The sequence below is a fragment of the Allobosea sp. UC22_33 genome (assembly GCF_042700715.1).
Classification (GTDB): Bacteria; Pseudomonadota; Alphaproteobacteria; order Rhizobiales; family Beijerinckiaceae; genus Allobosea.
The window spans coordinates 4,296,893-4,322,055 of the sequence record NZ_CP170556.1; the positions used below are offsets into that span (position 1 = coordinate 4,296,893).

Annotated in this window: 20 protein-coding genes and 1 tRNA gene; 12 read left to right on the forward strand and 9 right to left on the reverse strand. The window is 67.8% G+C overall.

The genetic code is table 11. From position 1 onward, the window contains the following. Positions 1-6: 6 nt before the first annotated feature. The 5 genes from rlmH to ACFJGT_RS20845 all read left to right on the forward strand — a co-directional run bounded on the left by rlmH (position 7) and on the right by ACFJGT_RS20845 (position 5,176). The gene (rlmH, locus tag ACFJGT_RS20825) at positions 7-486 is read left to right on the forward strand and encodes a 23S rRNA (pseudouridine(1915)-N(3))-methyltransferase RlmH (RefSeq protein WP_377841883.1); all 480 of its coding nucleotides are present in this window, start codon (positions 7-9) and stop codon (positions 484-486) included. Beyond that, positions 483-1,829 (forward strand): murein hydrolase activator EnvC family protein, encoded by a 1,347-nt coding sequence (locus ACFJGT_RS20830; RefSeq protein ID WP_377841884.1) that lies wholly within the window; start codon positions 483-485, stop codon positions 1,827-1,829. The genes rlmH and ACFJGT_RS20830 overlap by 4 nt, the downstream gene beginning before the upstream one ends. Next, the gene (locus ACFJGT_RS20835; RefSeq protein ID WP_377841885.1) at positions 1,829-3,172 is read left to right on the forward strand and encodes a S41 family peptidase; all 1,344 of its coding nucleotides are present in this window, start codon (positions 1,829-1,831) and stop codon (positions 3,170-3,172) included. Before ACFJGT_RS20830 ends, ACFJGT_RS20835 begins: the two co-directional genes overlap by 1 nt. A gap of 400 nt (positions 3,173-3,572) precedes the next feature. Continuing rightward, positions 3,573-4,655 (forward strand): divergent polysaccharide deacetylase family protein, encoded by a 1,083-nt coding sequence (locus ACFJGT_RS20840; RefSeq protein WP_377841886.1) that lies wholly within the window; start codon positions 3,573-3,575, stop codon positions 4,653-4,655. After that, a complete protein-coding gene (locus tag ACFJGT_RS20845) occupies positions 4,652-5,176 on the forward strand; it encodes an RNA pyrophosphohydrolase (RefSeq protein WP_377841888.1) in 525 nt (174 codons plus the stop codon). The genes ACFJGT_RS20840 and ACFJGT_RS20845 overlap by 4 nt, the downstream gene beginning before the upstream one ends. Before the next feature lie 7 nt (positions 5,177-5,183). Here the strand turns inward: ACFJGT_RS20845 and ACFJGT_RS20850 are convergent, their stop codons facing one another. Continuing rightward, positions 5,184-5,771, reverse strand: a complete 588-nt coding sequence (locus ACFJGT_RS20850) for a hypothetical protein (RefSeq protein ID WP_377841890.1) — start codon at positions 5,769-5,771, stop codon at positions 5,184-5,186. 250 nt (positions 5,772-6,021) lie between these two features. Between ACFJGT_RS20850 and ACFJGT_RS20855 the strand changes: the two genes are divergently transcribed. Beyond that, complete coding sequence (locus ACFJGT_RS20855) at positions 6,022-7,173, forward strand: MFS transporter (RefSeq protein WP_377841892.1); 1,152 nt, start codon at positions 6,022-6,024, stop codon at positions 7,171-7,173. A gap of 66 nt (positions 7,174-7,239) precedes the next feature. Here ACFJGT_RS20855 and ACFJGT_RS20860 read toward each other — a convergent pair. Further along, a tRNA-Arg gene (locus tag ACFJGT_RS20860) sits at positions 7,240-7,316 on the reverse strand. A 28-nt stretch (positions 7,317-7,344) separates the two neighbouring features. Between ACFJGT_RS20860 and ACFJGT_RS20865 the strand changes: the two genes are divergently transcribed. The 3 genes from ACFJGT_RS20865 (at position 7,345) to ACFJGT_RS20875 (ending at position 10,580) form a co-directional block, all read left to right on the forward strand. Next, positions 7,345-8,121, forward strand: coding sequence for a hypothetical protein (locus tag ACFJGT_RS20865; protein WP_377841894.1), 777 nt, complete (start codon positions 7,345-7,347; stop codon positions 8,119-8,121). A 61-nt stretch (positions 8,122-8,182) separates the two neighbouring features. Then, entirely contained in the window at positions 8,183-9,610 is a 1,428-nt protein-coding gene (locus ACFJGT_RS20870) for a M48 family metalloprotease (RefSeq protein WP_377841898.1), read from the forward strand. A 100-nt stretch (positions 9,611-9,710) separates the two neighbouring features. Then, complete coding sequence (locus ACFJGT_RS20875; RefSeq protein ID WP_377841900.1) at positions 9,711-10,580, forward strand: dienelactone hydrolase family protein; 870 nt, start codon at positions 9,711-9,713, stop codon at positions 10,578-10,580. 178 nt (positions 10,581-10,758) lie between these two features. Here ACFJGT_RS20875 and ACFJGT_RS20880 read toward each other — a convergent pair whose 3' ends face one another. From ACFJGT_RS20880 to ACFJGT_RS20905, 6 genes are all read right to left on the reverse strand, one after another. Next, positions 10,759-11,355, reverse strand: a complete 597-nt coding sequence (locus tag ACFJGT_RS20880; protein WP_377841902.1) for a CarD family transcriptional regulator — start codon at positions 11,353-11,355, stop codon at positions 10,759-10,761. Positions 11,356-11,730: 375 nt separating this feature from the next. Then, the gene (gene fdxA, locus ACFJGT_RS20885; RefSeq protein ID WP_377841905.1) at positions 11,731-12,066 is read right to left on the reverse strand and encodes a ferredoxin FdxA; all 336 of its coding nucleotides are present in this window, start codon (positions 12,064-12,066) and stop codon (positions 11,731-11,733) included. A gap of 169 nt (positions 12,067-12,235) precedes the next feature. Beyond that, positions 12,236-12,544, reverse strand: coding sequence for an RNA-binding S4 domain-containing protein (locus ACFJGT_RS20890; RefSeq protein ID WP_377841907.1), 309 nt, complete (start codon positions 12,542-12,544; stop codon positions 12,236-12,238). Positions 12,545-12,565: 21 nt separating this feature from the next. Next, positions 12,566-15,913, reverse strand: a complete 3,348-nt coding sequence (locus tag ACFJGT_RS20895; protein WP_377841910.1) for a helicase-related protein — start codon at positions 15,911-15,913, stop codon at positions 12,566-12,568. A gap of 306 nt (positions 15,914-16,219) precedes the next feature. Further along, entirely contained in the window at positions 16,220-16,639 is a 420-nt protein-coding gene (locus tag ACFJGT_RS20900) for a helix-turn-helix domain-containing protein (protein WP_377849030.1), read from the reverse strand. Between the two features lie 94 nt (positions 16,640-16,733). Continuing rightward, entirely contained in the window at positions 16,734-17,708 is a 975-nt protein-coding gene (locus tag ACFJGT_RS20905; protein WP_377841912.1) for an SIS domain-containing protein, read from the reverse strand. Between the two features lie 150 nt (positions 17,709-17,858). On the opposite strand from ACFJGT_RS20905, the gene ACFJGT_RS20910 reads away from it, so the two are divergent. Beyond that, positions 17,859-19,394, forward strand: a complete 1,536-nt coding sequence (locus ACFJGT_RS20910; RefSeq protein ID WP_377841915.1) for an outer membrane beta-barrel protein — start codon at positions 17,859-17,861, stop codon at positions 19,392-19,394. 109 nt (positions 19,395-19,503) lie between these two features. Here ACFJGT_RS20910 and ACFJGT_RS20915 read toward each other — a convergent pair whose 3' ends face one another. Further along, positions 19,504-21,345 carry a M3 family oligoendopeptidase gene (locus ACFJGT_RS20915; RefSeq protein WP_377841917.1) on the reverse strand — a complete coding sequence of 614 codons (1,842 nt, stop codon included), beginning with the start codon at positions 21,343-21,345 and terminating at the stop codon, positions 19,504-19,506. Between the two features lie 205 nt (positions 21,346-21,550). On the opposite strand from ACFJGT_RS20915, the gene ACFJGT_RS20920 reads away from it, so the two are divergent. Both ACFJGT_RS20920 and ACFJGT_RS20925 read left to right on the forward strand, forming a co-directional pair. Beyond that, positions 21,551-23,047 carry a sigma-54-dependent transcriptional regulator gene (locus ACFJGT_RS20920; protein WP_377841920.1) on the forward strand — a complete coding sequence of 499 codons (1,497 nt, stop codon included), beginning with the start codon at positions 21,551-21,553 and terminating at the stop codon, positions 23,045-23,047. A gap of 106 nt (positions 23,048-23,153) precedes the next feature. Next, positions 23,154-25,070, forward strand: a complete 1,917-nt coding sequence (locus ACFJGT_RS20925) for a murein L,D-transpeptidase (protein WP_377841922.1) — start codon at positions 23,154-23,156, stop codon at positions 25,068-25,070. Positions 25,071-25,163 lie beyond the last annotated feature (93 nt).

Here is a 25,163-nt window from a genome sequence, read left to right on the forward strand (position 1 = left end):
CTTCGCATGCGGCTCGCGGTCATCGCCGTCGGCCGGCTCAAGGACGGGCCGGAGCGCGAGCTCTGCGAGCGCTATCGCGAGCGCGGCGTCGCGCTCGGCCGCGGCATCGGCCTCAGCGGTCCCGACATCGTCGAGATCGCCGAGGGCCGGGGCCGGCGCGCCGATGAACGCAAGCGCGAGGAGGCGCAGGCCATCCTCGCCAAAGCCCAGCCCGGCCTGATCATCGCGCTCGACGAACGCGGCCGCCAGCTCGGCAGCGAAGCCTTCGCCACCCGTCTCGCCACAGCCCGCGATTCCGGCACCGGCCATGCCAGCCTGATCATCGGCGGCGCCGACGGCCTGAGCGAGGAGATCCGCGACAAGGCGGATATCACGCTCGCTTTCGGCGCCCTGACCATCCCGCATCAGATCGTGCGGGCGCTCGTGCTCGAGCAGCTCTATCGCGCGATGACGATCATCTCCGGCCACCCCTATCATCGCGTATGAGCTCGCTGATTCGCCCCGGACTGCGCGGCCTGTGCCTTGCCGCCCTGCTGGCTGCGTCGCCCGCCGCCCTCGCCCAGGCCCCGCAGCCCGATCCGGAAGCCCTCCAGCGCGAGGCGATGCAGAAGCTCGTTGAGAAACAGGCCCGCGAAAGCGAGCTCAAGGCGATCGAGCAGCGCCTTGCCGGCAACACCGAGGCCCGCGCGAACCTCGAAAAGGAAATCGCGACGATCCGGGCCGATCGCGCCGCTCTCAACAAGGCTCTGCTGGACACCACCGCGCGAACCCAGGCTACCGAAGAGCGGCTGGGCGCGCTGGAAACCCGGCTTTCCCTGCTGCAATCCAGCGAGGCCGCGATTCGCCGCTCGCTCGAAGGCCGGCGCAACCTGATCGCCGAGGTGCTGGCCGCGCTGCAGCGCATCGGCCGGCGTCCGCCCCCAGCCGTTCTGGTTCGCCCCGAGGATATCCTGGAAGCCGTGCGCGCCTCGATGCTGCTCGGCGCCGTCGTGCCCGACCTGCGGCAGGAGGTCGAGATTCTCGGGACAGATCTCGCCGAACTCGTTCGTCTGCGCGACGGCATCGCCACCGAAAAGGGCCGGATCAGCGCGGAGATGGAGCAGATCGCGGCCGAACGCCAGCGCCTGGCCTCCCTGATCGAAGCCCGGCGCGGGCGCGAGGCCAGCGCCGCCAGGGATGTCGAATCACAGGCTGCGCTCGGCAAAGAGCTTGCCGGCCAGGCCCGTTCGATGCGGGATTTCGTCGAGAAGATCGAGAAGGAGATCTCCGTCGCCAACAAGGCGGTGGACGCCGCCCGCCAGGCGATCGAGCAGGAAACGCGCGAGCAGCGTGAGCGCATGACGGCACTGGCCTTCAAGGACCCGGCGCGGCTCGCCCCCAAGATCGCCTTCGCGGAGGCCAAGGGCCTGCTGTCCCTGCCGGTGGCGGGATCACGATTGCGTGGTTTCGGCGACCCCGACGGCGCCGGAGGCACGATTCGCGGGATTTCGCTGGAGACCCGGCCGGGCGCCCTAGTTTCGGCGCCTTCTGACGCTTGGGTGGTTTACGCGGGCCCGTTCCGTTCGTTCGGGCAACTCTTGATCCTGAACGCCGGCGGAGGGTACTACATCTTGCTAGCCGGCATGCAGCGGATCGATGTCGCGCTCAATCAGTTCGTGCTGGCAGGGGAGCCGGTTGCGACGATGGGCGAAACGTCGGAAGCTGCCGCGACGACGGTAGGGGTGGGAACCGGGCAGCCGGTTCTGTATATTGAATTCAGGAAAGACGGCGTCTCGATCGACCCAACGTCGTGGTGGACGAAATCGCAAGGCGAAAAGGTTCGCGGATGATGCGCAAGGTTTCCCTCGTTCTCGCCGGCGCCATCATGGGCGCGGGCCTGACCGGACTGGCTACCCAGACCAGGCTGCTCTCGTCGACCAGCGCGGTGGCCGCCTCGGCGGAGGTCTACCGCAGCCTCAACCTGTTCGGTGACATCTTCGAGAAGATCCGCACCGACTATGTCGACAAGCCCGACGAGCAGAAGCTGATCGAGGCCGCTATCAACGGCATGGTCTCCTCGCTCGACCCGCATTCCTCCTATCTCGACTCCAAGTCGTTCCGCGACATGGACACCGACATGCGCGGCCAGTTCGGCGGGCTCGGCATCGAGGTGACGATGGAGGACGGCGTCCTCAAGGTCGCCAAGCCGATCAAGGACACGCCCGCCTCCAAGGCCGGCATCCTCGCCAACGACATCATCAAGCAGATCGACGGCGCCGAGGTGAAGGGCCTGTCCCTGACCCAGGCGGTCGAGAAGATGCGCGGGCTGATCAACACCCAGGTCACGCTGAAGATCGACCGCCCGGGCAAGACCGAGCCGCTCGAATTCACCCTGACCCGCTCGACCATCGTCGTGCCGGCCGTCGAGGAGCGGGTCGAGAACGATATCGGCTATATCCGTATCGGCACCTTCTCCGAGCAGACCTATGACGGCCTGCGCAAGGCGATCGAGAAGACCACGAGCGAGATCGGCGCCGACAAGCTCAAGGGCTTCGTCATCGACCTCCGCAACAACCGCGGCGGGCGCCTCGACCAGTCCGTGCTGGTCTCCGACGCCTTCCTGGAGCGCGGCAAGATCGTCTCGACGCGCGGCCGCAACGCCGAGGAGACCCAGGTCTTCAACGCCAAGTCGGGCGACCTGACCAAGGGCAAGCCGGTCGTGGTGCTGATCAACGGCTCGTCGGCCTCGGCGGCCGAGATCGTCGCAGGCGCCCTGCAGGACCACAAGCGCGCGACCGTGATGGGCACGCGCTCCTTCGGCAAGGGTTCGGTGCAGACGGTGATCCCGCTCGGCTCCAATGGCGGCCTGCGCCTGACCACGGCGCGCTACTACACGCCGTCGGGCAACTCGATCCAGGCCAAGGGCATCACGCCGGATATCGAGGTCCAGCAGGAGATCCCGCAGGAGATCAAGGACAAGCTCGTCGAGAACAAGGGCGAAGCCGCGCTCAAGGGCCATCTCAAGGCCGGCGAGGGCGAGGAGCAGTCCGGCTCGGGCTCCTATGTCCCCGCCGACGCGACTAAGGACACCCAGCTCATCGCCGCGCTGAACCAGCTCCGCGGCGTCAAGACGGGTGCCGCGGCACCGGCCGAGAAGCCGGCCACGCCCGAGGCGCCCAAGCAGCCGAACTGAGCCTGCGGGCCTGATCCTGGACCTTCGAGAGGCTGCCTGAAAAGGCAGCCCTCATCCTGATGAGCGCTCGGAGAGCGCGTCTCGAAGGATGTTCCAGCGATCTCCGGAGCCTCCTGAAGCATCCTTCGCGACGCCATTCCCAAGGGAATGGCTCCTCGGGATGAGGGCTGAGAGACTTTCCAAACCGACTCCGAGGCGCCAACACTAGCGCGCGGGCTGCTGATTCGGGTCCGTACCGCAATTTCGAGGACGGCCTCTCACGGCCGATACGCCGCTGACGGAGCTCAATCGACCCCTCGGCAGGGATCGCCCGGCGGCCTCTGGCAGGCCCTGGGGACACTGGCTCGCGACAGCGGCTGCCGGCGGCGTCGGCGTGGCCATTTTAGGGCTTGTGCTGACAGTGGCCCTACGCCGTGATCCCGATGGCGGCGAGCCGATGGTCGTGGCCGCGATCGAGAAGCGCCCGGCGCCCGTCGCCTCCGTTCCTGCCGCAGATCCGATCGCTGCCGCGCCGCGCGGACCAGCCAGCGCGGCCCAGCTTGAGAATAGCGCAGGCGTTACCGTGACGCGTGCCGGCGAGGATGCACCGGACGCCATCATCATCACCATTCCCAGCGAGGCCCGTACGATCACGCTCGCGACGGCCCCCGACAACCGGCTGGTCGAGCGCTCGCGCTACGGCCTGCTGCCGAAAACCGGCCCGGATGGCGCGACCCCGGCCAAGGTCTATGCCCGCCCGCTCGGCCCGGAGCCGGCCACCAAGCCGGCCGGACGCATCGCCCTCCTCGTCGGCGGCCTCGGCATCAGCCAGAGCGGCACGGCCGACGCCATCGCCAAACTGCCCCCGCAGGTCTCGCTCGCCTTCGCCCCCTATGGCACCGAGCTCGAACGCACCGTCCAGCGCGCCCGCGGCGAGGGCCATGAGGTCTTCCTGCAATTGCCGATGGAGCCCTTCGACTATCCCGATAACGATCCCGGCCCGCATACGCTGCTGACCGGCCCGAAGGCGCCGGATAATACCGACAAGCTGCATTGGGCGCTGGGGCGGTTCACCGGCTATGTCGGCATCGTCAATTTCCTCGGCGGCCGCTTCACCGCCGACGAAAGCGCCCTCTCCCCGGTCCTGCGCGAACTCGCTGGCCGCGGCCTGATGGTCGTCGACGACGGCTCCTCCGCGCGCAGCCTGCTCGCCGGCTCGGCAGACCGCGCCCGCATACCGTCTCTCAAGATCGACCGTGTCATCGACGGCGTCACCCGGCCCGACGCCATCGACAAGGAGCTGGGCGCATTAGAAAGCCTCGCCCGTGAGCAGGGCGTCGTGGTTGCGGCCGCCAGCGCCTTGCCGGTCTCGATCGAGCGCATCAACCGCTGGGCACAGTCGCTGGAAGCCAAGAAGATCGTGATCGTTCCGGTGAGCGCCGCCCGCGGCTTCCGCTCGCCCAAGAGCACCGGATCGATCAAGACCACCGGATCGCTGCAATGACCGACGAGGCACCCGAAGGCTACCGCCCCTGCGTGGGCCTCGCCCTGTTCAACGCGGAGGGCCTCGTCTTCGTCGGCCGCCGCGCCGACAAGACCAAGCGCGAGCATGTCGCCCCGGGCCATGCCTGGCAGATGCCGCAGGGCGGCATCGACGCGGGCGAAACGCCGCTGGAGGCCGCCCGCCGCGAGCTCGCCGAGGAAACCAACGTCACCTCGGTCGAGCTTCTCGCCGAGGCGCCGGGCTGGCTCGCGTACGACTTGCCCGTCGATATCGGCAAAGAGGCCTGGAAGGGTCGCTGGCGCGGCCAGGCCCAGAGATGGTTCGCCTTCCGCCTCACCGGCTCCGAGGACGAGATCGACATCCTGACCCCGGCCGGCGGCCACAAGGCCGAGTTCGATGCCTGGCGCTGGGCCAGACTCGACGAGACGCCGGAGCTGATCATCCCGTTCAAGCGGGACGTCTACCGACAGGTCGTGAAGCACTTCGCCCCGTTCGCGAGCGGTGTCCTCGGGAAGGGCTGAGTCCGCTTCAGCCCATCGTGTAGACGACGCGGCCGATCCAGTAGCACTGGTAGAGGATGTGCACGCTGGCGAGCGCGATATGGACCCAGCGCCGCGCGGAAACATACGCGATGAGGCAGAGCGCCAGCCCGATCGGCACCTGAACGAGATAGTCGCCGCTGAGCTGCGTCCAATGCTCGGTGCCCTTGATCAGGGTATCGACGACATCCAGCACGAAGGTCGCCGCCAGTAGGCCGAAGAACCAGCGCCGCCGCCGGATGAAGAAATCCTCATAGCCGGCATATTCGGCGATGTTGTCCGGGAAGAGCAGCGCCGAGAGCAGGTAGAGCACGACGGCATAGCCGATCAGGAAGAGATAAACGCCGAAGCTCCAGGCCGGGATGCGCGACAGCCCGAATTCCCACCACCAGAACAGCACCAGCTCGAGCAGGATCGAGCCGACCCAGAGCATGTGGAGCAGCGAGACGCGATAGCGGCCGGGATGCTGGATGAAGCCGGCAAGCCCAGCCAGCATCCGCGTGATGCCCAGACCGATGACCATGCCGAGCACGATGCGGATATGGGTGAAGAGTTCGTGCGGCGAGACCGTCTCCATGCTCCGTGCTTAGAACATCGAGCGCGCCGCTGACCACCGATTTTACGAAACCGGCGTGGCGGCTGCGCTTCTTCGGCAACAGGGAAAGCCGGCAGGCCCGTCGTGAAGCCGCCGCCATCGCTTCAGGCAGCCGGCTTGCCAGTCGCGCCTGCGAACGCTAAAGCGCCTGTCGCGAGGTAACGTCCTCGATCCCGTCACGGGATACAGAATGTCCGGGAACGGCCCGGCCCTTTTCCCTGCGGGCCGGCTGATGACGACATCCTCGACCCGCACGATCACCGCAGCGCCGCTGATCCGGTGGTTCATCTCCTCAGCGACGATGACGGTTCCGCAGGCGGCGGGCCCGGTCGCCTTCGCGCTCGTCGCCCTGGCGCTCACCGGCGACACCAGCGCCGGCGCGGCCATGATCCTGTCGATGACGCTCGCCCAGGTGATCGGCGCCATTCCCATCACGCGCCTGGGCCGAGGCTTCCCGCCCACGACGTTCCTGCGGCTGCTGGTGCTGTTCAGGACGATCGCGCTCGGGACCCTCGCCATGCTCGCGCATTATGCGGCGCCCATCGTCTGGCTGGTCGCGGCATCGGCACTGGCGGGGCTGGTGAATGGCGCGGCCGCCGGATATCTGCGAACGATCCTCAATGAGCTCGCACCAGCGTCAAAACTTCCGCGCGCGCTCGGGATTTCGGCCACGCTGAACGAGACCACGTTCGTCCTCGCGCCAGTGGCGGCTTCCGGGCTCGGCACCATCTCGCCCGTTTTCGCAATCCTCGCCATCGCAGTTCTCGGGGCGGCTCCCGTGTTCTTACTGCCGACCGTCAGGCCCGAGGCCTCGCCCGAGGGCATGCATGCCCCCGACGCCTCGATCATCAGCCCGTCGATTCTGCTGTGGCTGGTGTGCGCAGCCGCAGGTGGGGCGACGGTGGCCGCGCTGGAGATCGGCGCCGTCGCGCTGGCGCTGCATTTTGGTTATGCGCCGTCGCTGGCGATCCTGTTCACCGTCCCGCTTTGCATGGCTTCGGTCGCGGGCGGCATCTGGGTCAGCATCCGGAACCGCATGGCGAGCCGTCGGGCCGTCCTGGTCCAGTTGGCGATCATGACGTCGGGAGCGATCCTGGCGGCGCTCCAGGTTTCGATGATCGTGACTGTGGTCGGCGCCGTCTTGATCGGCGCGGTCCTCGCACCGCTGGGCACCTACTACTCGCTCGCCCTCGATGGCCTCGCGCCGCCGAAGAGACGTGCGGAGGTCTTCGCATTGCTGCGGACGGCGAACGCGGTCGGCGTGATCGTGGTGAGCGCGGTGATGACCGCGCTTTCCCTCTCGACGTCGCTGATCGTCGTCAGTTGCATGATGGCATCCGTCGTGATCGTCGTCGGCATCGCGTCGCGCCGGTCCCGAGCGTAGCGATCGCAGCCTACCCTGCCCAACGGCGACATCACGGACAGCGACCGCGATCCGTTGCGTTGGAAATGGCGTCCCGGAAGGGATTCGAACCCCTGACCTACGGTTTAGGAAACCGTTGCTCTATCCTGCTGAGCTACCGGGACGCACGGAACTCCGTGTAGCATAATCGCGATGCGGGTGAAGTCCCTTCTTGCCATCGTCATATTCGCCGCCCTTCCGGCTGCTCCGGCATGGGCCACGCCCGGCTGCGCGTCCGATGCCGACACCGCAGCAGCGGTGCAGCTCTCCGGGCTCGACCCTGCCGGCGACCCGCTTCTGGGCGATGGTCGCCGCTTGCGACTCGTCGGCCTCGCACCACGCCAGAGCGCCGAGGAGGCATCGCGCTTCGACGCAGGGCTGCGCAGCTTTCTCGGCCGCCCGCTTGGCCTTTCCGTTCTGGGCGAGCCCGATCGCTGGGGCCGCCTGCCCGCGCGTCTGTCGGTGCCCCCCTCGTCATCGGGCGAACCGGCCCAGGACCTCGCTGAGTTGCTGCTGCGGCAGGGCGCGGCCCTACCGATGCCCGAACCCGGCTTGTCTCCCTGCGAGACGCCGCAGAAGGCGCCTGTTCAGAAAACGGTAACATCTGGGCCGCAACTTTCGCCCCAAGGGGCCATCGATGGCCATGATCTCGCCGCGGTAAAGGCGCAGGAGGGGCGATACGTCATGCTGGAAGGCCGGATCGCCTCGGTCGGCGAGCGCTCCCAGCGGACCTATCTGAACTTCTCCCGCCGTCCCAAGGAGGCTGTTTCGATCGTCCTGTCGCGCAGCCTCTGGCGCGAACTCAAGAGCGCCGGCTGGACCGCGAGCGCTCTCGGCGGTAAACGGCTGCGCGCCTATGGTGTCCTGTCCGGGCGCGATGGCCTTCTGCTGGAGGTCGCATCCCGGACCGCGCTGGAACTGATCGACTGAGGACATGCAGCAGCCCCCGCGAGCATCGCTTTCGCGACTTTCGAGCCGGCTGGCAGCGATCATGCTGCCGGGCCTGCTGCTTGTCGGCTGCCTCGGCGACCAGAGCGCCCTCCTGCCGGCCAGCTCCACGTCCGACAGCGAGATCGCGCCGCGCATCAGCACCGTCCAGCGCGCCTCCGACCAGGAGCACCAGCGCCTGCTCGCGGCCTTCGGCGGCGAATATCGGGCACCCCGCGCCCGCGCCGCCCTCGACGAAGTGGTCCAGCGCCTCGCCAAGGCCGGCGAGGGCCAGATCGGCCATTACGAGATCACCATCCTGAATTCGCCGGTGGTCAACGCCTTCGCCCTGCCCAATGGCCGGCTCTATGTGACGCGCGGCCTGCTGGCGCTGGCCAACGATACCGCGGAGATCGCCTCGGTGCTGGCGCACGAGATCGCCCATGTCACCGCGCAGCACGCCGTCGAGCGCGCGGAGAAGGAGGCGGAATCGGCCCTGGTCAGCCAGGTCGTCTCGCAGGTGCTGAAGGATCCGAGCCGCGGCGCGGCGGTCAGCGCCGGCTCGAAGCTCTCGCTCGCGAAGTTCTCGCGCCAGCAGGAACTGACCGCCGACCAGATCAGCGTCCGCAACATTTCCCGTGCCGGCTACGACCCCTATGGCGCCGGGCGCTTCCTCGCCACGCTCGGCCGCAACACCGCCTTCCGCAGCAGCGGCCAGAACCAGAACCCGGACGACAAGCGGCTCGATATCCTGTCCAGCCATCCGCAGACGCCGGAGCGTATCGCCGCCGTCACCGCGGCAGCCCGCCAGATCGGCGCGCCCGGCATCGGCGAGCGCGACGCCAATCGCTGGCTGAACGCGATCGAGGGCCTGGCCTATGGCGACGACCCGCGCGACGGCGTGGTTCGGGGCCGGCGCTATCTCAACAGTGCGCTGCGCATCGCCTTCAGCGCACCCGAGGGCTTCAGCCTGGAATCCGCCCAGGACATGGTGATCGGCGTCAGCGCCAATGGCGCGCAAGCCCTGCGCTTCGATTCCGTCACGCTGAAGAGCGGCCAGACGCTGGAATCCTATGTCGCCGCCGGCTGGATCGAAGGCGTCGAGACGACCGGCATCGAGAAAACCGAGATCGGCGGGCAATCCGCCGTCCTCGCCCATGGCCGCGGCACCGACTGGACCTTCCGGCTCGCGGCCGTCCAGATCGGCGAGCGCGTCTATCGCTTCATCCTGGCAGCACGCGGCGGCAGCGACCCCGAACGACAGATGCGCGGCATCGTCGACAGCTTCCGGGTGATGACGGCGGCGGAAGCCCAGGCCGTCCGCCCGATGCAGATCCGGCTGGTCGCGGCAGAAGCTGGTGAGACCATCGCCAGCATGGCCGAGCGCATGCTCGAGCAGGACCGGCCGGGCGAGCTCTTCCAGCTCCTCAACGGGCTCGACCGCAACGCCGCCCTGACGCCCGGCCAGCGCTACAAGGTCGTCGCCGAGTAGCTCACGCCTTCACAAGGCCGCGAGCCCCACCAGAGCCCCTCCTGCATCGCCCTCGTCCGCCGCTATGATCGGCGCAAGGCCATGTTCAAGGGAGGCAAGGATGGCGCTCGATCGCCGGATCGTCGAACTCTACGACGAATACACGCATAAGCCGCTGGACCGCCGCGTCTTCATGAACCGGCTGCTTGCCATCGCCGGAACCGCGGCGGCGGCCGAAGCCGCACTCGCGCTGCTGGAGCCCAATTACGCCCACGCCCAGCAGATCGCGCCGGACGATGCCCGCATCACGACGAGCCGGTTCGACCAGGCCGTCGATGGCGTGGCGCTGAAGGGCTATCTCGTCACGCCCAGGGCGGAAGCCAAGCGCGGCGGCGTGCTCGTCATCCACGAGAACCGCGGCCTCAATCCCCATATCGAGGATATCACCCGCCGCATGGCGCTGGAGGGCTTCACGGCACTCGGGCTCGATTTCCTCAACCCGCTCGGCGGCACGCCCAGCGACCCCGACGCAGCCCGCGCGCTTTTCCCGCAGCTTTCCGTAGAGACGGTCGTCGCCCAGGGCCGCGCCGCGCTGAAATACCTGGCCGCGCGGCCGGACGCGACCGGGCGCACCGGCGCGGTCGGCTTCTGCTGGGGCGGCGGGGCGGTCAACGATCTCGCCGTCTCGGTGCCGGAGCTCTCGGCCGGCGTGGTCTTCTATGGCCGCTCGCCCGATCTCGCCAAGGTGCCGCAGATCAAGGCGCGCCTCCTGATCCAGCAGGCCTCCCGCGACGCCCGCCTCGTCCAGATGCTGCCGGATTACGAGAAGGCGCTGAAGGCCGCCGACATCCAGTACGAGGCCATCGTCTATCCCGATGTCGACCACGCCTTCATGAACGACACCAGCGCCGAGCGCTACGACGCCGCGACGGCGAAGCAGGCCTGGACGCGGACAGTGGCTTTCCTGAAGGCGGGGACGGGAACGGCCTGAGGAAAGGGCGTCATTCTCGGGCTCGCCCCGAGAATCTCAAGACGAGAGGGCTCCCGAGCCCCTCCGGCAGGATATGCTCGGGTCAAGCCCGAGCATGACGGCTTCATCGCCGGGTTCAAACCAACAAAAAACCCGGCGGTCGCCCGCCGGGTTTTTCGAAACGGTAGGAGCAAACCGCTCAGGCGGCCTCTTCCGCCAGATCGTCGTTGTCGCCTTCCATGTCCGCCTCGGCCTCGGCTTCCGCCTTGCCGGCGCGGCGCGGCGACTTGGCGAGCTGGCCTTCGATCTTCTTGAGGGCCTCGGTCTCGGTGACGTCGTCGACGACAGCGATCTCGCGGGTCATGCGGTCGAGGGCGGCCTCATAGAGCTGGCGCTCGGAATAGGACTGCTCGGGCTGGGCCTCGGAACGATAGAGGTCGCGCACCACTTCGGCGATGGCGACGAGGTCGCCGGAATTGATCTTCGCTTCGTATTCCTGCGCGCGACGCGACCACATGGTGCGCTTGACGCGGGCGCGGCCGGTGAGCGTGGTCAGCGCCTTGGCGACGGACTCGGCATCGGCGAGCTTGCGCAGGCCGACGCTGGCGGCCTTGGCGGTGGGAACACGCAACGTCATCTTGTCTTTGGCGAAGCTGACAACGAACAGTTCCAGCTTGAAACCCGCGACTTCCTGCTCTTCGATCGCCGTGATCTGACCGACACCATGGGACGGATAGACGACGTACTCGCCCGTCTTGAAACCCTGGCGCACAACAGCTTTCTTCGCAGTGGACATGCCGTTACGACTCCTGACCGGCCCGCTTGACGCGAGCGCGTGATAATTTAGCCCCCGGCCGGTTGGCAGGAGACTTTCGCCTGACGCGACGCTTCAAGAACGCACCGCTTCACGCTCCCTAGTCGATTGTTTCATTATGCCCTGACGAGAACGACGATCGAAATCCCGGCGCCGAGGCCGGCTCTTTCATCGTCTTTGATCTCTGGGGGCGCCCCGATTGCAGAATCTCGCAGGGGCATGCGGAACGACTTCGACTAGGGCTAGCTTGTAGCACAAAAAACACGCCGAATCAAAGGTAAACGCCGGACGGCGCTCCCCTGCAGCGGCATGGCGAGGTCGTGGTTAATGCAGCGCCGGCGGTAAAAGCCGGTCGGATCAGTCGCCTTCGCCCGGTTCCGGCGAGAGCATCTCGAGCTTTCCGGGCACGCCGTCGAACGCCTTGGCGTCGGCCGGCGGGTCCTTCTTCTGGGTGATATCGGGCCAGCTCGCAGCGAACTTGCCGTTGAGCTGCAGCCAGCTTTCGAGGCCGGGCTCGGTGTCCGGCTTGATCGCCTCGGCCGGGCATTCCGGCTCGCAGACGCCGCAATCGATGCACTCGTCAGGGTGGATGACGAGCATGTTCTCGCCTTCATAGAAGCAGTCGACCGGGCAAACCTCGACGCAGTCCATGTACTTGCACTTGATGCAGTTCTCGGTGACCACATAGGTCATGGGTCGGCCCTTCCAACGCTTCTAAACAGCCCCATAAACCCTTGCCCGGCGCAGGTTTCAAGGTCGTTTTCGTGATCTCTGGCAGAACGATCTGTCATTCGGCAGGCACTACGGAGAACATTGGCCTCTCCGGTCCCATTTCAGCGCCGGCCACCGCCAGGGCGCGGACTTAATCCTCGCCTTCGGCCTCCGCAAGCGACGCATCGCCGCTGCCGCCGTCGAGCCGCTCGTAGAGCTGCTGCGCCATCGTGAAGGAGCCGCGCCGCTCGGCGAAACCGAGCACCCTGATCACCACCGTCGCATGCGGCAGGGCGAGCGTCAGCACGGTGCCGAGCTTGATGCCCTGCGCGGGGTTCTCGGCGCGCCGCCCCTCGATGCGGACATGCCCATCCTCCACCAGGCGCACGGCGGCGGGGCGGTTTCGGGCGAAGCGCGCGAACCAGAGCCATTTGTCGAGACGCTGACGATCGTCCTGCAAACCGCCCGCACCTCCGTGCTCTCAGTTCTTGCTGCCTTCGAGCTGGGCCTTGAGGGCCGCCAGCTTGGCGAAGGGCGAATCAGGGTCCGGCTCGCGATTGGCCGGACGCGGACGCGACGCCTGCTGGAAGCGCTCGGCCCCGCCCCGTTCCTCGCGACGCGGGCCGCCGGGGCGGCCGTCGCGCTTGAAATCGGGACGCGGGCCGCGATTGCCCTCGGGACGATCCTGCCGCTGCGGCCGGTCGTCGCGACGCGGGCGCTCGTCCTGCCGCGGACGCGCATCCTGGCGCTCCTGGCGTTGCGCGGGAGCCCCCTCGCCGGCTGCGGCTGCAGGCCGGTTATCGGGCCGCCCGTCACGGCGCGGGCCGCCGGGGCGTCCCTCGCGCTGCGGCCGGTCGCCGCCACGGCGCTCGCCACCTTCGCGGCGCTCACCGCCCTCACGACGGCCACGCGGGTTGCCATGTTCGGGCCGGCGTCCGCCCTGATGGCGATGCGGCCGCCAGACCTCGATCAATTCAGGTTCGGCAGGGGTCGTCTCGGCAGCGGAAGCCTCCTCGGCAACGGCTTCAGCAGAAGCGGCCTCTTCGGCCGCAGCAGCCGGAAGCGCGACCATCGCATCGGCCGGAACCGGCTCGCGCGCCACGTCAAGTTCCGTCTCGGTCAGGATCGGCGCATCCGCCGTCTCGGCCGCCGGCGTTTCGACGACAGGCGTCTCGCCTTGCGTCAGCGCATCCTCGTTCAGCGCGACGGCGGGCTCGCTCGGGCCTTCCGCCTCGACTGTGGCCTCGACGGCATCGCTCTCGGCCGGAGCGGCTTCCGGCGGGGCGGCGATCTCCGCTTCACCAGCCACGACAGGCTTCGCCGGCTCGGTCGCGGCCGGAGGCGGCGCCAGCGGCACGGTGATCGCAGGCCCCGGACGCTTGATCGAGACATAGCCGAGCGAACGCAGGATCGAGGCGAAATCCTCGCCGGCGCAGCCGACGAGCGAGGTCATCGCGCCGGTCGCGACGAAGCCGTCCTGGTCGGCGGCGCCGGTCGGCGGCGTGCCCTGCGTGACGCCAGGGCGATAGGCGATCGCCGGGCGGATCAGGTCGGCGAGGCGTTCGAGAATGTCGACGCGCACGGCCCGCTCGCCGCAGACGCGGTAGCCGGCGGCCCGGTAGAGCCCCTTCGGCACGGCCTTGTCGACCGGGAAGGAGGTGCGGCCGGATGCCGCGAGATGGGCGATGTCGTCGAGCCCCGCCGTCTCCGGCCCGCCATGCTTCAGCGCCCAGAGCTGGGCGGCGAGTGCGCGCGGCGCCGGCTTCAGCAGCGCCGGCATGTAGATGTGGAAGGCGCCGAAGCGGATGCCGAGCTGGCGGAGCGCCGCGCGGCCTTCCTGGTCGAGGGCCTTCATCTCGTCGCCGACCTTGGAGCGCTCGAGCACACCGAGTGCCTCGGCCGCCTGATAGGCGATGCCGCGCGCGATGCCGGTGACGTTCTCGGCCGCTTCGAGGATCTGCACGGCGCCGAGCAGGCGGGTGATGTGATTCTTCACCCAGAGCGTGAGCCGGCCCTCGACCTGCTCGCGCGCGGGACCGGTGAGGTGCTCCTCGACCAGCAGGCGCAGCCGAGGCTCCAGCACCTTCTCGCCGGCCGTCAGGCGCGCGACCGGCTCGCCGGTCCAGCGCACCAGCCCGTCATGCGACAGCACGAAGGCATCGTCGCCCGCCAGCACGACGCGCGCCGCCCGGGCCTCGATCTCGGAGCCGAGCGCCTTCATCGCCGCCAGGTTCAGGGCCTTGACCTCGGAACCGCCGGCTTTCGGATCCGCCGTGAAGCGGAAGCCCTGCAGCATCCCCACATGCTGGCCCTCGACGAGCACGTCGCCCGTCGCAGTGACCTCAGCCTCCAACATCGCATTCTCCCGCAAGCGGCGCATCAACACGCTGGTGCGCCGATCGACAAATCTATGGGTCAGCCGCTCATGCAGAGCATCCGACAGCTTGTCCTCTACAAGACGCGCCATGCCCTGCCAATGCTCTGGATCAGGCAACCAGTCGGGACGGTTCGCGACATAGGTCCAAGTCCGGACCTGCGCGATCCGCGCCGAGAGGGTGTCGATCTCGCCATCGGTACGGTCGAGCGCGGCGAGTTGCGCCTGATACCAGTCGCTGTCGAGCCGGCCATGGCGCATCAATCGCAGATACAGCGTCGTCGCGAGATCCGCGTGCTGCATCGGCGATATCTTGCGATAATCCGGCAGCCCGCAGACCTCCCAGAGCCGCTCGACCGCCGCGCGTCCTTGCGCGAGCTTCGCGATATCCGGGTCCCGCGCCAGCACCTCAAGCGTCGTCATGTCCTCGGCGATCAGCGCCCGCGTCAGGCCCTGTTCCGAAGGTTGCATGTTCAGCGTGTCGAGCAAACCGCCGACCGAGCGCAGGTCGAGATCGGAATTGCGCCACTGCATCTGGCGGATCGGCTCGAAGCGGTGATTCTCGATCGCCTCGACCAGCTCCGCGTCGAAAGGCGGGCAGCGCCCGCTGGTGCCGAAGGTGCCGTCGCGCAGATGCCGCCCGGCCCGCCCGGCGATCTGGCCGAACTCGGCCGGGTTGAGCTTGCGGTAATGATGCCCGTCGAATTTCTTGTCGGCGGCGAAGGCGATGTGGTTGACGTCGAGATTGAGCCCCATGCCGATCGCGTCGGTCGCGACGAGATAATCGACATCGCCGGACTGGTAGATCTCGACCTGCGCATTGCGGGTCCGCGGGCTGAGCGCGCCCAGCACCACGGCCGCCCCGCCCTTCTGCCGGCGGATCAGCTCAGCGATCGCATAGACCTCCTCGACCGAGAAGGCAACGATGGCCGAGCGCGGCGCCAGCCTGGTGATCTTGCGGTCGCCGGCAAAGGTGAGCTGCGACAGGCGCGGGCGCGTCACGACATTCACGCCGGGCATGAGCTGCTCGATCAGCGGGCGCATCGTCGCCGCGCCGATCAGCATGGTCTCGGCCCGGCCGCGCCGGTTCAGCAGGCGATCGGTGAAGACATGGCCGCGGTCGAGATCGGAGGCGAGCTGGATCTCGTCGATCGCCACGAAATCGACCGCGAGATCGCGCGGCATCGCCTCGACCGTGCAGACCCAGAAGCGCGGCCGCTCCGGCTTGATCTTCTCCTCGCCGGTGACGAGAGCGACGGATTGCGCGCCGACCTTGTCGACCACGCGCTGATAGACCTCGCGCGCCAGCAGCCGCAGCGGAAGGCCGATCATCCCGGTGGGATGGGCGATCATGCGCTCGATGGCGAGATGGGTCTTGCCGGTATTGGTCGGGCCCAGCACGGCCGTGACGCTATTGGCGCGGGCGGCGGGCGGCAGCGAACGGAAAGGAAGCAAGGCGAAGGAGCCGATCTTCTCGCCCGCCCATGCGGGCGGGAGCGTGGACGGAGCTTATGCAGGTCTCAAACAGAAACCCGACAAGAACGAGTCTGGAACGAAGCAGGGGCGAATCGCTGACTCCGACAGAATCGGGTTTTGTTCCCTGTTCGGAGTCCATCCCATGGCGGCATGAGCCCTGTCGTCATCGCGCGCCCTCCCGAATGGCGTGGCAAGCGGCCCGAAGGCCGCCTGGCAAGAGTTCTATTTAAGCCTTTTCACCCCGGAAACGAGAGGCAAGGCGGATTTCGGGCCTACGCCCCTGCTTCAATGATGGGCGTGGTCGCACTGCCCGTGATCGGCGAGTGCCTCGATGATGGCGCAATCGCAGGCCGCGACACCGCCCGAGCAGGTCGTCGCGATCCGCTCCAATTCCTTCTCCAGCGAGCGCAGCTTCGCGATCTTGTCGCGGACCTCGTCGAGATGGGCGACCGAGATCGCATGCGCCTCGTCGCAGGCCATGCCGGGCGTGTCGGAGAGCTTCAGCAGCGTGCGGATGTTCTCGACCGCGAAGCCGAGATCGCGCGCATGCTTGATGAAGGCGAGCCGCTCGGCATGGCGCCGGCCATAGCGGCGCTGGTTGCCCTCGGAGCGTTCCGGCGACGGCAGCAGACCGACCTGCTCGTAATAGCGGATGGTCTCGACCTTGACCCCGGTGCGATCGGCGAGCGCGCCGATCGGCATCACGCGTTCGAGCCTGGCAGTCCCGGTCATGGCACCCTCCGAAAGCTATAGCTTCTGGAGCTTTAGATAATCCTACCCGACCCGTTTGCAAGCGCGATCAGGCGACGCCCATCGCCAAGAGGTCATGGACATGGACGAGCCCGGCCGGGCGATCTTCGGCATCGACCACGATCAGCGCCGTGATCCGGCTGCGATTGACCAGCTCCAGCGCCTCGACCGCGAGCGTATCAAGACCGACGCGGCGCGGATTCGCCGACATGATGTCGCGCGCCCTGAGCGAGGCACCGCCGCCCATCGCCGTCTTGCGGCGCAGGTCGCCATCGGTGACGACACCGGCGAGCCTGCCGTCCAGGTCCATCACCACGGCGCAGCCGAAGCCCTTGTCGGAAATCATCGCGATGACGTCCGGCAGCAGCGTGTCGAGGCCGATCAACGGCAGGTCGGCGCCGCGATGCATGATGCTCTCGACGGTCTTGAGCTGGGCGCCGAGCTTGCCGCCGGGGTGGTAGACGAAGAAATCCTGCCGCGAAAAGCCGCGCGCCTCCAGCAACGCCACCGCCAGCGCGTCGCCGAGCGCCATCTGCATCGTCGTCGAGGTGGTCGGCGCGAGCCCGTTCGGGCAGGCCTCCGTCGCCTTGGGCAGGACGAGCGCGATATCCGCCTCCTTGCCCAATGTGCTCTCGGCATTGGCCGTGATCGCAATCAAGCCGACGCGGAAGCGGCGGGTGTAGCCGACGAGCGCGGCAAGCTCGACCGCCTCGCCGGACCAGGACAGAGCGATCACCACATCCTCCGGCTGCACCATGCCGAGATCGCCATGGCTCGCCTCGGCCGGATGGACGAAATGCGCGGGCGTGCCGGTCGAGGCCAGCGTCGCCGTGAGCTTGCGCCCGACATGGCCGGACTTGCCCATGCCGGAGACGATCACGCGCCCGCTCGAAGCGCGGATCATCGCCACGGCCTCGGCGAAAGGCCCGCCCAGCCCATCCGCCAACGCGGCATGGAGCGCGTCGAGCCCGGCGCGCTCGGTGGCGATGGTGCGAAGGGCGGAATCGCGAATATCGGCTGTCATGGCCGGCGCTTTAACACAGCGGCCTTGGCCATTTCCACCGTCTGCCGACACATCCGGCCAACGTTGACGGCTCCTTAACCCTGTTCGTTCTAACTCCATTAACCATGCGCGCCACTCGCGCGCCTCGCCCTCTGGAGCTCTGCGACGCCCGTGTCCGGCCGCGCCACGACCCTGCTTCTGTCCGGCACGGCTTTGGCCGGGCTCGCGCTCGCCTGTACGACGGCGCAGGCGCAGCAGATGCCGCGCGGCAATCTCAGGACCGGCACCCCGGCCTATGTCGCGCAGCAGCCGGCAGCGCCTCAGCCCGCTCTCACGCCCGCCACCGCCGAACCGGAAGCCGTCCGCGATCCCGCCGGAATGATCCAGCGGCAAGGCTCGGCTGTCTCGGGACGGCAGCCGCCGCGCGCCAGCCAGCCGATCCAGGCGCCGGCGCTGCGCGGCGTCACCCAGCGCCAGTTCCGGCCGCCGCAGCCCGCCGTCACGGTCCTGCCGCCACCTCCCCCTCCGGCTCCGCCACCGCCCCGGCGCCGCTCGGCGAGCGAGGAAGACCCTTATGCCGCGCTCGGCATCCGGATCGGCTCGATCACCTTGCGCCCCTCGGTCACCAACTCGATCGGCTACGACACCAATCCGCAGCGCACATCGGCGCCGGGCACCAAGGGCTCGGCCTATAGCCGGCATGAGGGCGAGCTGGCGATCCAGTCCGACTGGAACGTCCACGAGCTCAAGGGCCAGTTGCGCGGCGGCTATCTCGAATTCTTCCGCGCCAAGGACGCCTCGCGCCCGGATGCCGAGGGCAATCTCGACCTGCGGCTCGACGCGACGCGCGACACCCGCATCCTGCTGGAATCGCGCCTCAGGCTCGATACGCAGCGGCCGGGCTCGCCCGACCTGACCGCCGCCGTCACCGGGCGCCCGCAGATCTACCAGTATGGCGCCTCTGCCGGCGTCACGCACGATATCAACCGGCTGCAATTGACGTTGCGCGGCTCGGTCGACCGCAGCGACTACGAAGACGCTCGTCTGTCGAACGGCGCCATGCTGTCGCAGAAGGACCGCAACATGACGCAGTACGGCGTCCGGCTGCGCGCCGCCTACGAGGTTACGCCCGGCTTCAAGCCCTTCGTCCAGGCCGAAATCGACCAGCGCGAATTCGACGAGAAGAGCGATTCCAGCGGCTATATGCGTTCGTCGAACGGCGTGACCGGCCGCATCGGCTCGACCTTCGAGATCAGCCGTCAGCTCACCGGCGAGGTCTCCGGCGGCTATCAGGACCGCAAATACGACGATACGCGCCTGAAGAACCTGCGCGGCTTCGTCGGCGATGCCGCGGTGCTGTGGTCGCCGACGCCGCTGACAACGGTCACGCTGCGCGGCGGCGCCGAACTCGGCGACACCACGATCGCCGGCTCCTCGGGCACGACGGTGCGGCGCGCCACGCTGGAGGTGGCGCATGCTTTGCGCCGCAACCTCACCGTCACCGGCTTCACCAATTTCAACCGGACCGAATATGACGGCCAGGGCCTGCGCGAGGACTACATGAATGTCGGCGTGCGGCTCGAATACAAGCTGACGCGCACCTTCTCCGTCCGCGCGAGCTTCACCCATGAGCGCCTGAATTCGACGGCTCAGGGCTCGGACTACACCGCGAATGTCTCGCTGGTGGGCTTGAGGATGCAGTTCTGATTCAAGCGCGTCATGCCCGGGCCTGACCCGGGCATCTCGGAAACCAGTGTCTTCTCGTCCCGAGATTCTCGGGTCTACGCTTCGCTTCGCCCGAGAATGACGGCTGAGATCACTCCATCCCTTCAAGCTCGATGATCATACCCTCGATCATCCTGAGCCCGATCTGCCAGAAGCCAGGGTCCTTCGCGTCGAGCCCGAAGGGCGCCAGCAGCTCGCCGTAAGGCTTGCTGCCGCCGGCCGAGAGCAGCGCGAAATAGCGCTCCTGGAAGCCCTCCGCGGCGTTCTGGTAGACGCCGTAGAGCGAGTTCACCAGGCAGTCCCCGAAGGCATAGGCGTAGACGTAGAAGGGCGAATGGATGAAGTGCGGGATGTAGCACCAATAGGGCTCGTATCCGCTCGACAGCCGGATCGCCGGGCCCAGGCTCTCTTCCTGCACGCTCATCCAGATCTCGCAGAGCGCTTCCGGCGTCAGCTCGCCTTCGCGGCGCGCCTCATGGACCTTGCGTTCGAAGGTGTAGAAGGCGATCTGGCGCACGACCGTGTTGATCATGTCCTCGACCTTGGCCGCCAGCATCGCCTTGCGCTGCTTCTTGTCGTTGGTCGAATCGAGCAGCTTGCGGAAGGTCAGCATCTCCCCGAAGACGCTCGCCGTTTCCGCCAGCGTCAGCGGCGTCGGCGCCATCAGGGCCCCGTTCGGCGCCGCCAGCACCTGATGCACGCCGTGGCCGAGCTCATGCGCCAGCGTCATCACGTCGCGCGGCTTGCCCTGATAGTTCAGCAGCACATAGGGGTGCGCGGATGGCACCGTAGGGTGAGCAAACGCGCCCGGTGCCTTGCCAGGACGCGGCGGGGCGTCGATCCAGCGCTCGTCGAAGAAGCGCTTCGCGATCGCCGCCATCTCCGGAGAGAACGCGCCATAGGCCGACAGCACGGTCTCGCGCGCCTCGGTCCACGGAATCGTCCGCTGCTCGACCTGCGGCAGCGGCGCGTTGCGATCCCAGAAATCCAGCTCCTCGCGGCCGAACCACTTCGCCTTCAGGCGATAGTAGCGATGCGACAGGCGCGGATAGGCCTCGCGCACGGCGGCAACCAGCGCATCGACCACTTCGCGCTCGACCCGATTGGCGAGATGCCGGGAATCCGCGACATCCTCGAATTTCCGCCAGCGGTCGGAGATTTCCTTGTCCTTGGCCAGCGTGTTGGTGATCAGCGCGAAGGTCCGCAACTCCTTGCGGAACACCGTGCTCAACGCCTCCGCCGCCTTGCGACGGACCTCGCCATCGCTGTCCTGCAGCTTGTTGAGCGTGAGTTCGAGCGTCAGCTCCTCGCCGTCGACGATGAAGCGCAGCGAGGCGATGGTCTCGTCGAAGAGCCGGTTCCAGGCGGCAGCACCCGTCATCGACTTCTCGTGGAACAGCGCCTCGATCCGGTCGTCGAGCTGGTGCGGCTTGTCCTTGGCCAGATCCTCGAGCCAGGGCTTCCAGTGCGAGAGCGGCGCCTGGTTCGCGACCTTCGCCAGCAATTCGGGCTCGATCCGGTTCAGTTCCAGCTCGAAGAACAGCAATTCGGTGATCGCGGCGTTCAGCTTGTCCTGCGTGTCGCCATAGAACTTGGCGCGCTGCGGATCGGTGGTGTCGCCGGAATAGACGAGGCCGGCATAGGCGCCGATCCGGCCGAGCAGGTCGCTCAGGCCCTCATAGCTCTTCACCGCGGCAGCCAGGGTCTCGCTGGCGTCAGTCGCGGCGGCGATATCGGCAAGCTTGCCGCGATAGCGGCCGGCCAGCGCCTGCGCCTCGACGAGACCGCGGTCGAGATCCCGCTTGAACTCCGGTGATTCGATGCCGGGATAAAGATGGGTCAGGTCCCATTCCGGCAGATCGCCGGTGGTCTGGGCCGGCTTTGCCGCCCCCGCCTTCGTGGCGGAACGCAGGACGGTCTCATGAAAAGCCATTCGCTCGATACCTTCGCGCACTGAAACGAGCCCCATCCTTAGGCCGGCCCGGGGCCGGCGATCAACGGCGGCGGCTCGCAGCGCTGCCATCGGCCCTGGGCTTAAACCCCGCTTAACCCTTCTGGCCGACCATGCCCCAGAACGGAACAGGCGATTCCGCCGACGCCGAATATTTCTTTCATATTGCCCGCGCTTTCGAGGTGCCATGACCGACACCGTCCTCATCGTCGACGACGATCCCGTCCAGCGCCGCCTGCTCGACGCGATGCTGAAGCGCTTCGGCTACGACGTCGCCAGCGCCGAGAACGGCGATGCGGCGCTGGCCCTGCTTGGCGTGCCCGAAGGCGAGCGTTTCAGCGCGATCGTGCTCGACCTCAACATGCCCGGGCTCGACGGCATGGGCGTGCTGGCGGCTTTGCGCGAACGTGGCATCGAAATTCCCGTCATCGTCCAGACCGCGAACGCTTCGATCGAGACCGTGGTCACCGCGATGCGGGCCGGTGCCGTCGATTTCGTGGTGAAGCCGGTCGGGGCCGAGCGCCTGCAGGTCTCGCTGCGCAACGCCCTCAAACTCGGCGCGCTGGAGCATGAGCTGCGCCACATCAAGCGCCGCGCCTCGAACACGCTGGGCTTCCGCGATCTCGCGACTAAGAGCCCGGACATGGCCCGCGTCGTGCGCCTGGCCGAGCGCGCGGCGAAATCAAACATCCCGATCCTGATCGAGGGCGAATCGGGCGTCGGCAAGGAGGTGCTGGCGCGCGCGATCCAGGGCTCCAGCGACCGCAAGGGCAAGCCCTTCGTCACGGTGAACTGCGGCGCGATCCCGCATAACCTCGTCGAATCCATCCTGTTCGGCCATGAGAAGGGCGCCTTTACCGGCGCGACCGAGCGCCATCTCGGCAAATTCGTCGAGGCCAATGGCGGCACGCTCTTCCTCGACGAGGTCGGCGAATTGCCGCTCGATGCGCAGGTCAAGTTGCTGCGCGCGATCCAGGAGGGTGAGGTCGATCCCGTCGGCGGCAAGAAATCGGTGCGCGTCGACATCCGCCTGATCTCGGCCACCAACAAGAGCCTGCTCGACCAAGTGAAGCGCGGCGAATTCCGCGAGGACCTGTATTACCGCCTCAACGTCTTCCCGATCACGCTGCCGCCCTTGCGCCAGCGCCGCGAGGACATCGCCGACCTCGCGCGCGGCTTCCTCGCCCGCTTTGCCGCCGAAGAGGGGCGCAAGCTTTCGGGGCTCACGCCTGAGGCCACCGCGCTCATCACCGGCTATGACTGGCCGGGCAATGTCCGCCAGCTCGAGAACGCCGTCTTCCGCGCCGTGGTCCTCGCCGACGGACCGGAGCTCGACGTCACCGAATTCCCGCAGATCGCCGCGCAGATGGACGGCTACGAGGTCCGGATCCCGCCGGCCCCCGCCCCGCTCGCCCGCTCCGAGACACATGGCGAGCCGCCGCCGCGCATCATCCAGATGCCGGTGCGCGATCCCAACGCGCTCGACCTCGTCACCGGCTCCGACATGCGCAAGCTCGACGATCTCGAACGCGAGATCATCACCTTCGCGCTCGCGCATTACCGCGGCCACATGTCCGAGGTTTCGCGCAAACTCGGCATCGGCCGCTCGACGCTCTACCGCAAGCTCAAGGATTACGGGCTGATCGAGAGCGAAGCGAACGGCGATGAAACCGACGCGGCCTGAGCCGCGACCAATCGAAATGGGGCGGTCTGTTGCACCGCCGCATCTTGTCTCAACCAGCCGAGTCACGCAGGAATGGCGGGGTTCGGCAGCAATCGGGATAGCGACCATGCGTCCTCGCCATTGGGCGAAACTGACCTCGGCATCCGCCCTGGCCATCATCCTGGGATGCCTCCCGCTCCGCGCCGAGACCCCTCTCAACACCGATGCGACGCTCGGCATTCCGCTGCCGGAGCAGCCGGAACTCCGCCTGTCCGACATCGCCCCGCAGGCCCCGGCAGTGCCTGCCGCGACGGCGGCTGCCCCTTCCGCCGAAGCCGAGATCGTCACCGGCACGGTCATCCCCGGCAACCGCTTGCCGGACCCGGCGAAGCAGGATGCCGCCGCCCCCCTCGACATCACCGAGGAAGCGGTCACGCTCGACATCCCCGCCGTCGAGATGCCGGCGGCCGACCCGGCCCTGACGCCCGTCGTCAAGCCGCCGGCTCCGACCGAGATCGCCCCGCAGACGGGGCCATTGCGCACCGTCGAGCCGCTGGTGCCGCTGCCGGAGGTGCCGAAGGTCGTCGTCGAATTGCCGCCGGGCTCGGAATTCGCCGCCGCCATCGCCGCTGCGCTGCCTGAAGCCCTGGCGGTGCGCCGCCTCGGCGAGCGTGAGCGCAACGAGATCATCGCCGCCTATCAGGCCAATGAGAATCGTCCGTTCTGGGTCGGCTCGAAGGGCTGGAACGAGGCCGGCAAGCGCATCGCGACGCAGCTCGGCCGCGCCGGCGAGGATGCCTTGCGCCCGAACGACTATGCCCTGCCCGTCTTCGAAGCCAGCGACAAGGCCAGGCTCGCCGAGGCCGATATCCGCCTCTCGGCCATCGCCGTGCTCTATGCCCGCGACGCCCGCGGCGGCCGGCTCAACCCGCGCCAGCTCTCCAAGCTGATCACGCCGACGCTCTACCTGCCCTCCGCGACCGAAGTTCTCTCGGAGCTCGCAGGTGCTACGGATGCCGGCGCCGTGCTCGCCGCCTACAACCCGCCGCACGAGGGCTATCGCCGCCTCAAGGCCAAGCTCGCGGAGATGCGCGAGCATCTCGACGACACGCCGCTGGTGCGCATCCCCGCCGGCCCGCCGCTCAAACTCGGCATGCGCGACGAGCGCGTCCCGCTGGTGCGCGCCCGCCTCGGCCTTGGCCCCAGCGAGGAGCCGGTCTTCGACCGCTCGACGGCGCTCGCCCTCACCGATTTCCAGAAGAAGGCCGGCCTCCCCGCCAACGGCATCCTCAGCGAGCGGACACTGGCCGCGCTCGGCAAGCCGGCAACCGCCCGCGGCGAGGAAGACATCATCGCCCAGATGGAGCGCTGGCGTTGGCTGCCGCCCGATCTCGGCACCGACCACATCATGGCCAATATCCCGGAGATGCGCGTGCGCGTCATCCGTTCCGGCAAGGTCGTGCACGAAACCCGCGCCATCATCGGCAAGCCGGACTCGGCGACGCCCATCTTCTCGCACAAGATGGACCACGTCATCGTCAATCCGTCCTGGTACGTGCCGCCCTCGATCCTGAAGAAGGAATTCCTGCCGGGGCTCGCGGCCGATCCGGAATACGCCGCCAAGCGCGGCTATGTCGTGACCCGCACCAAGGGCGGCGGCATCTCGGTGCGCCAGCCGCCGGGCGAGCGCAACGCGCTCGGCTGGATCAAGTTCATGTTCCCGAACGAGCATGCGGTCTATCTGCACGACACGCCGAATCGCCGCCTCTTCGCCGGCGAGCGTCGCGCGCTCAGCCATGGCTGCGTTCGCGTCGAGAACCCCTTCGCGCTGGCAGATCAGGTGCTCGGCCCGGAATGGTCGCATGAGCGGCTGAAGCGCCTGATCGGCTCGGGCGAGCGCCGCATCAACCTGCCGCAGCCCATGCCGATCCACCTCGTCTACAACACCATCGTCGTCGGCGAGGACGGCCAGATCACCCGCTTCGACGACGTCTACGGTTTCCACAGGCTCGTCCGTCAGGCGCTGGAGCAGCAGGGCGGCTGATCCCCCGGCGAAGGCGCCCTGTCCTACGGGCACCTTTTCGCCATGATCCGACTTTAGCCACGTTCGGCAGGAATTTCTTGGCGTGGCGATTGC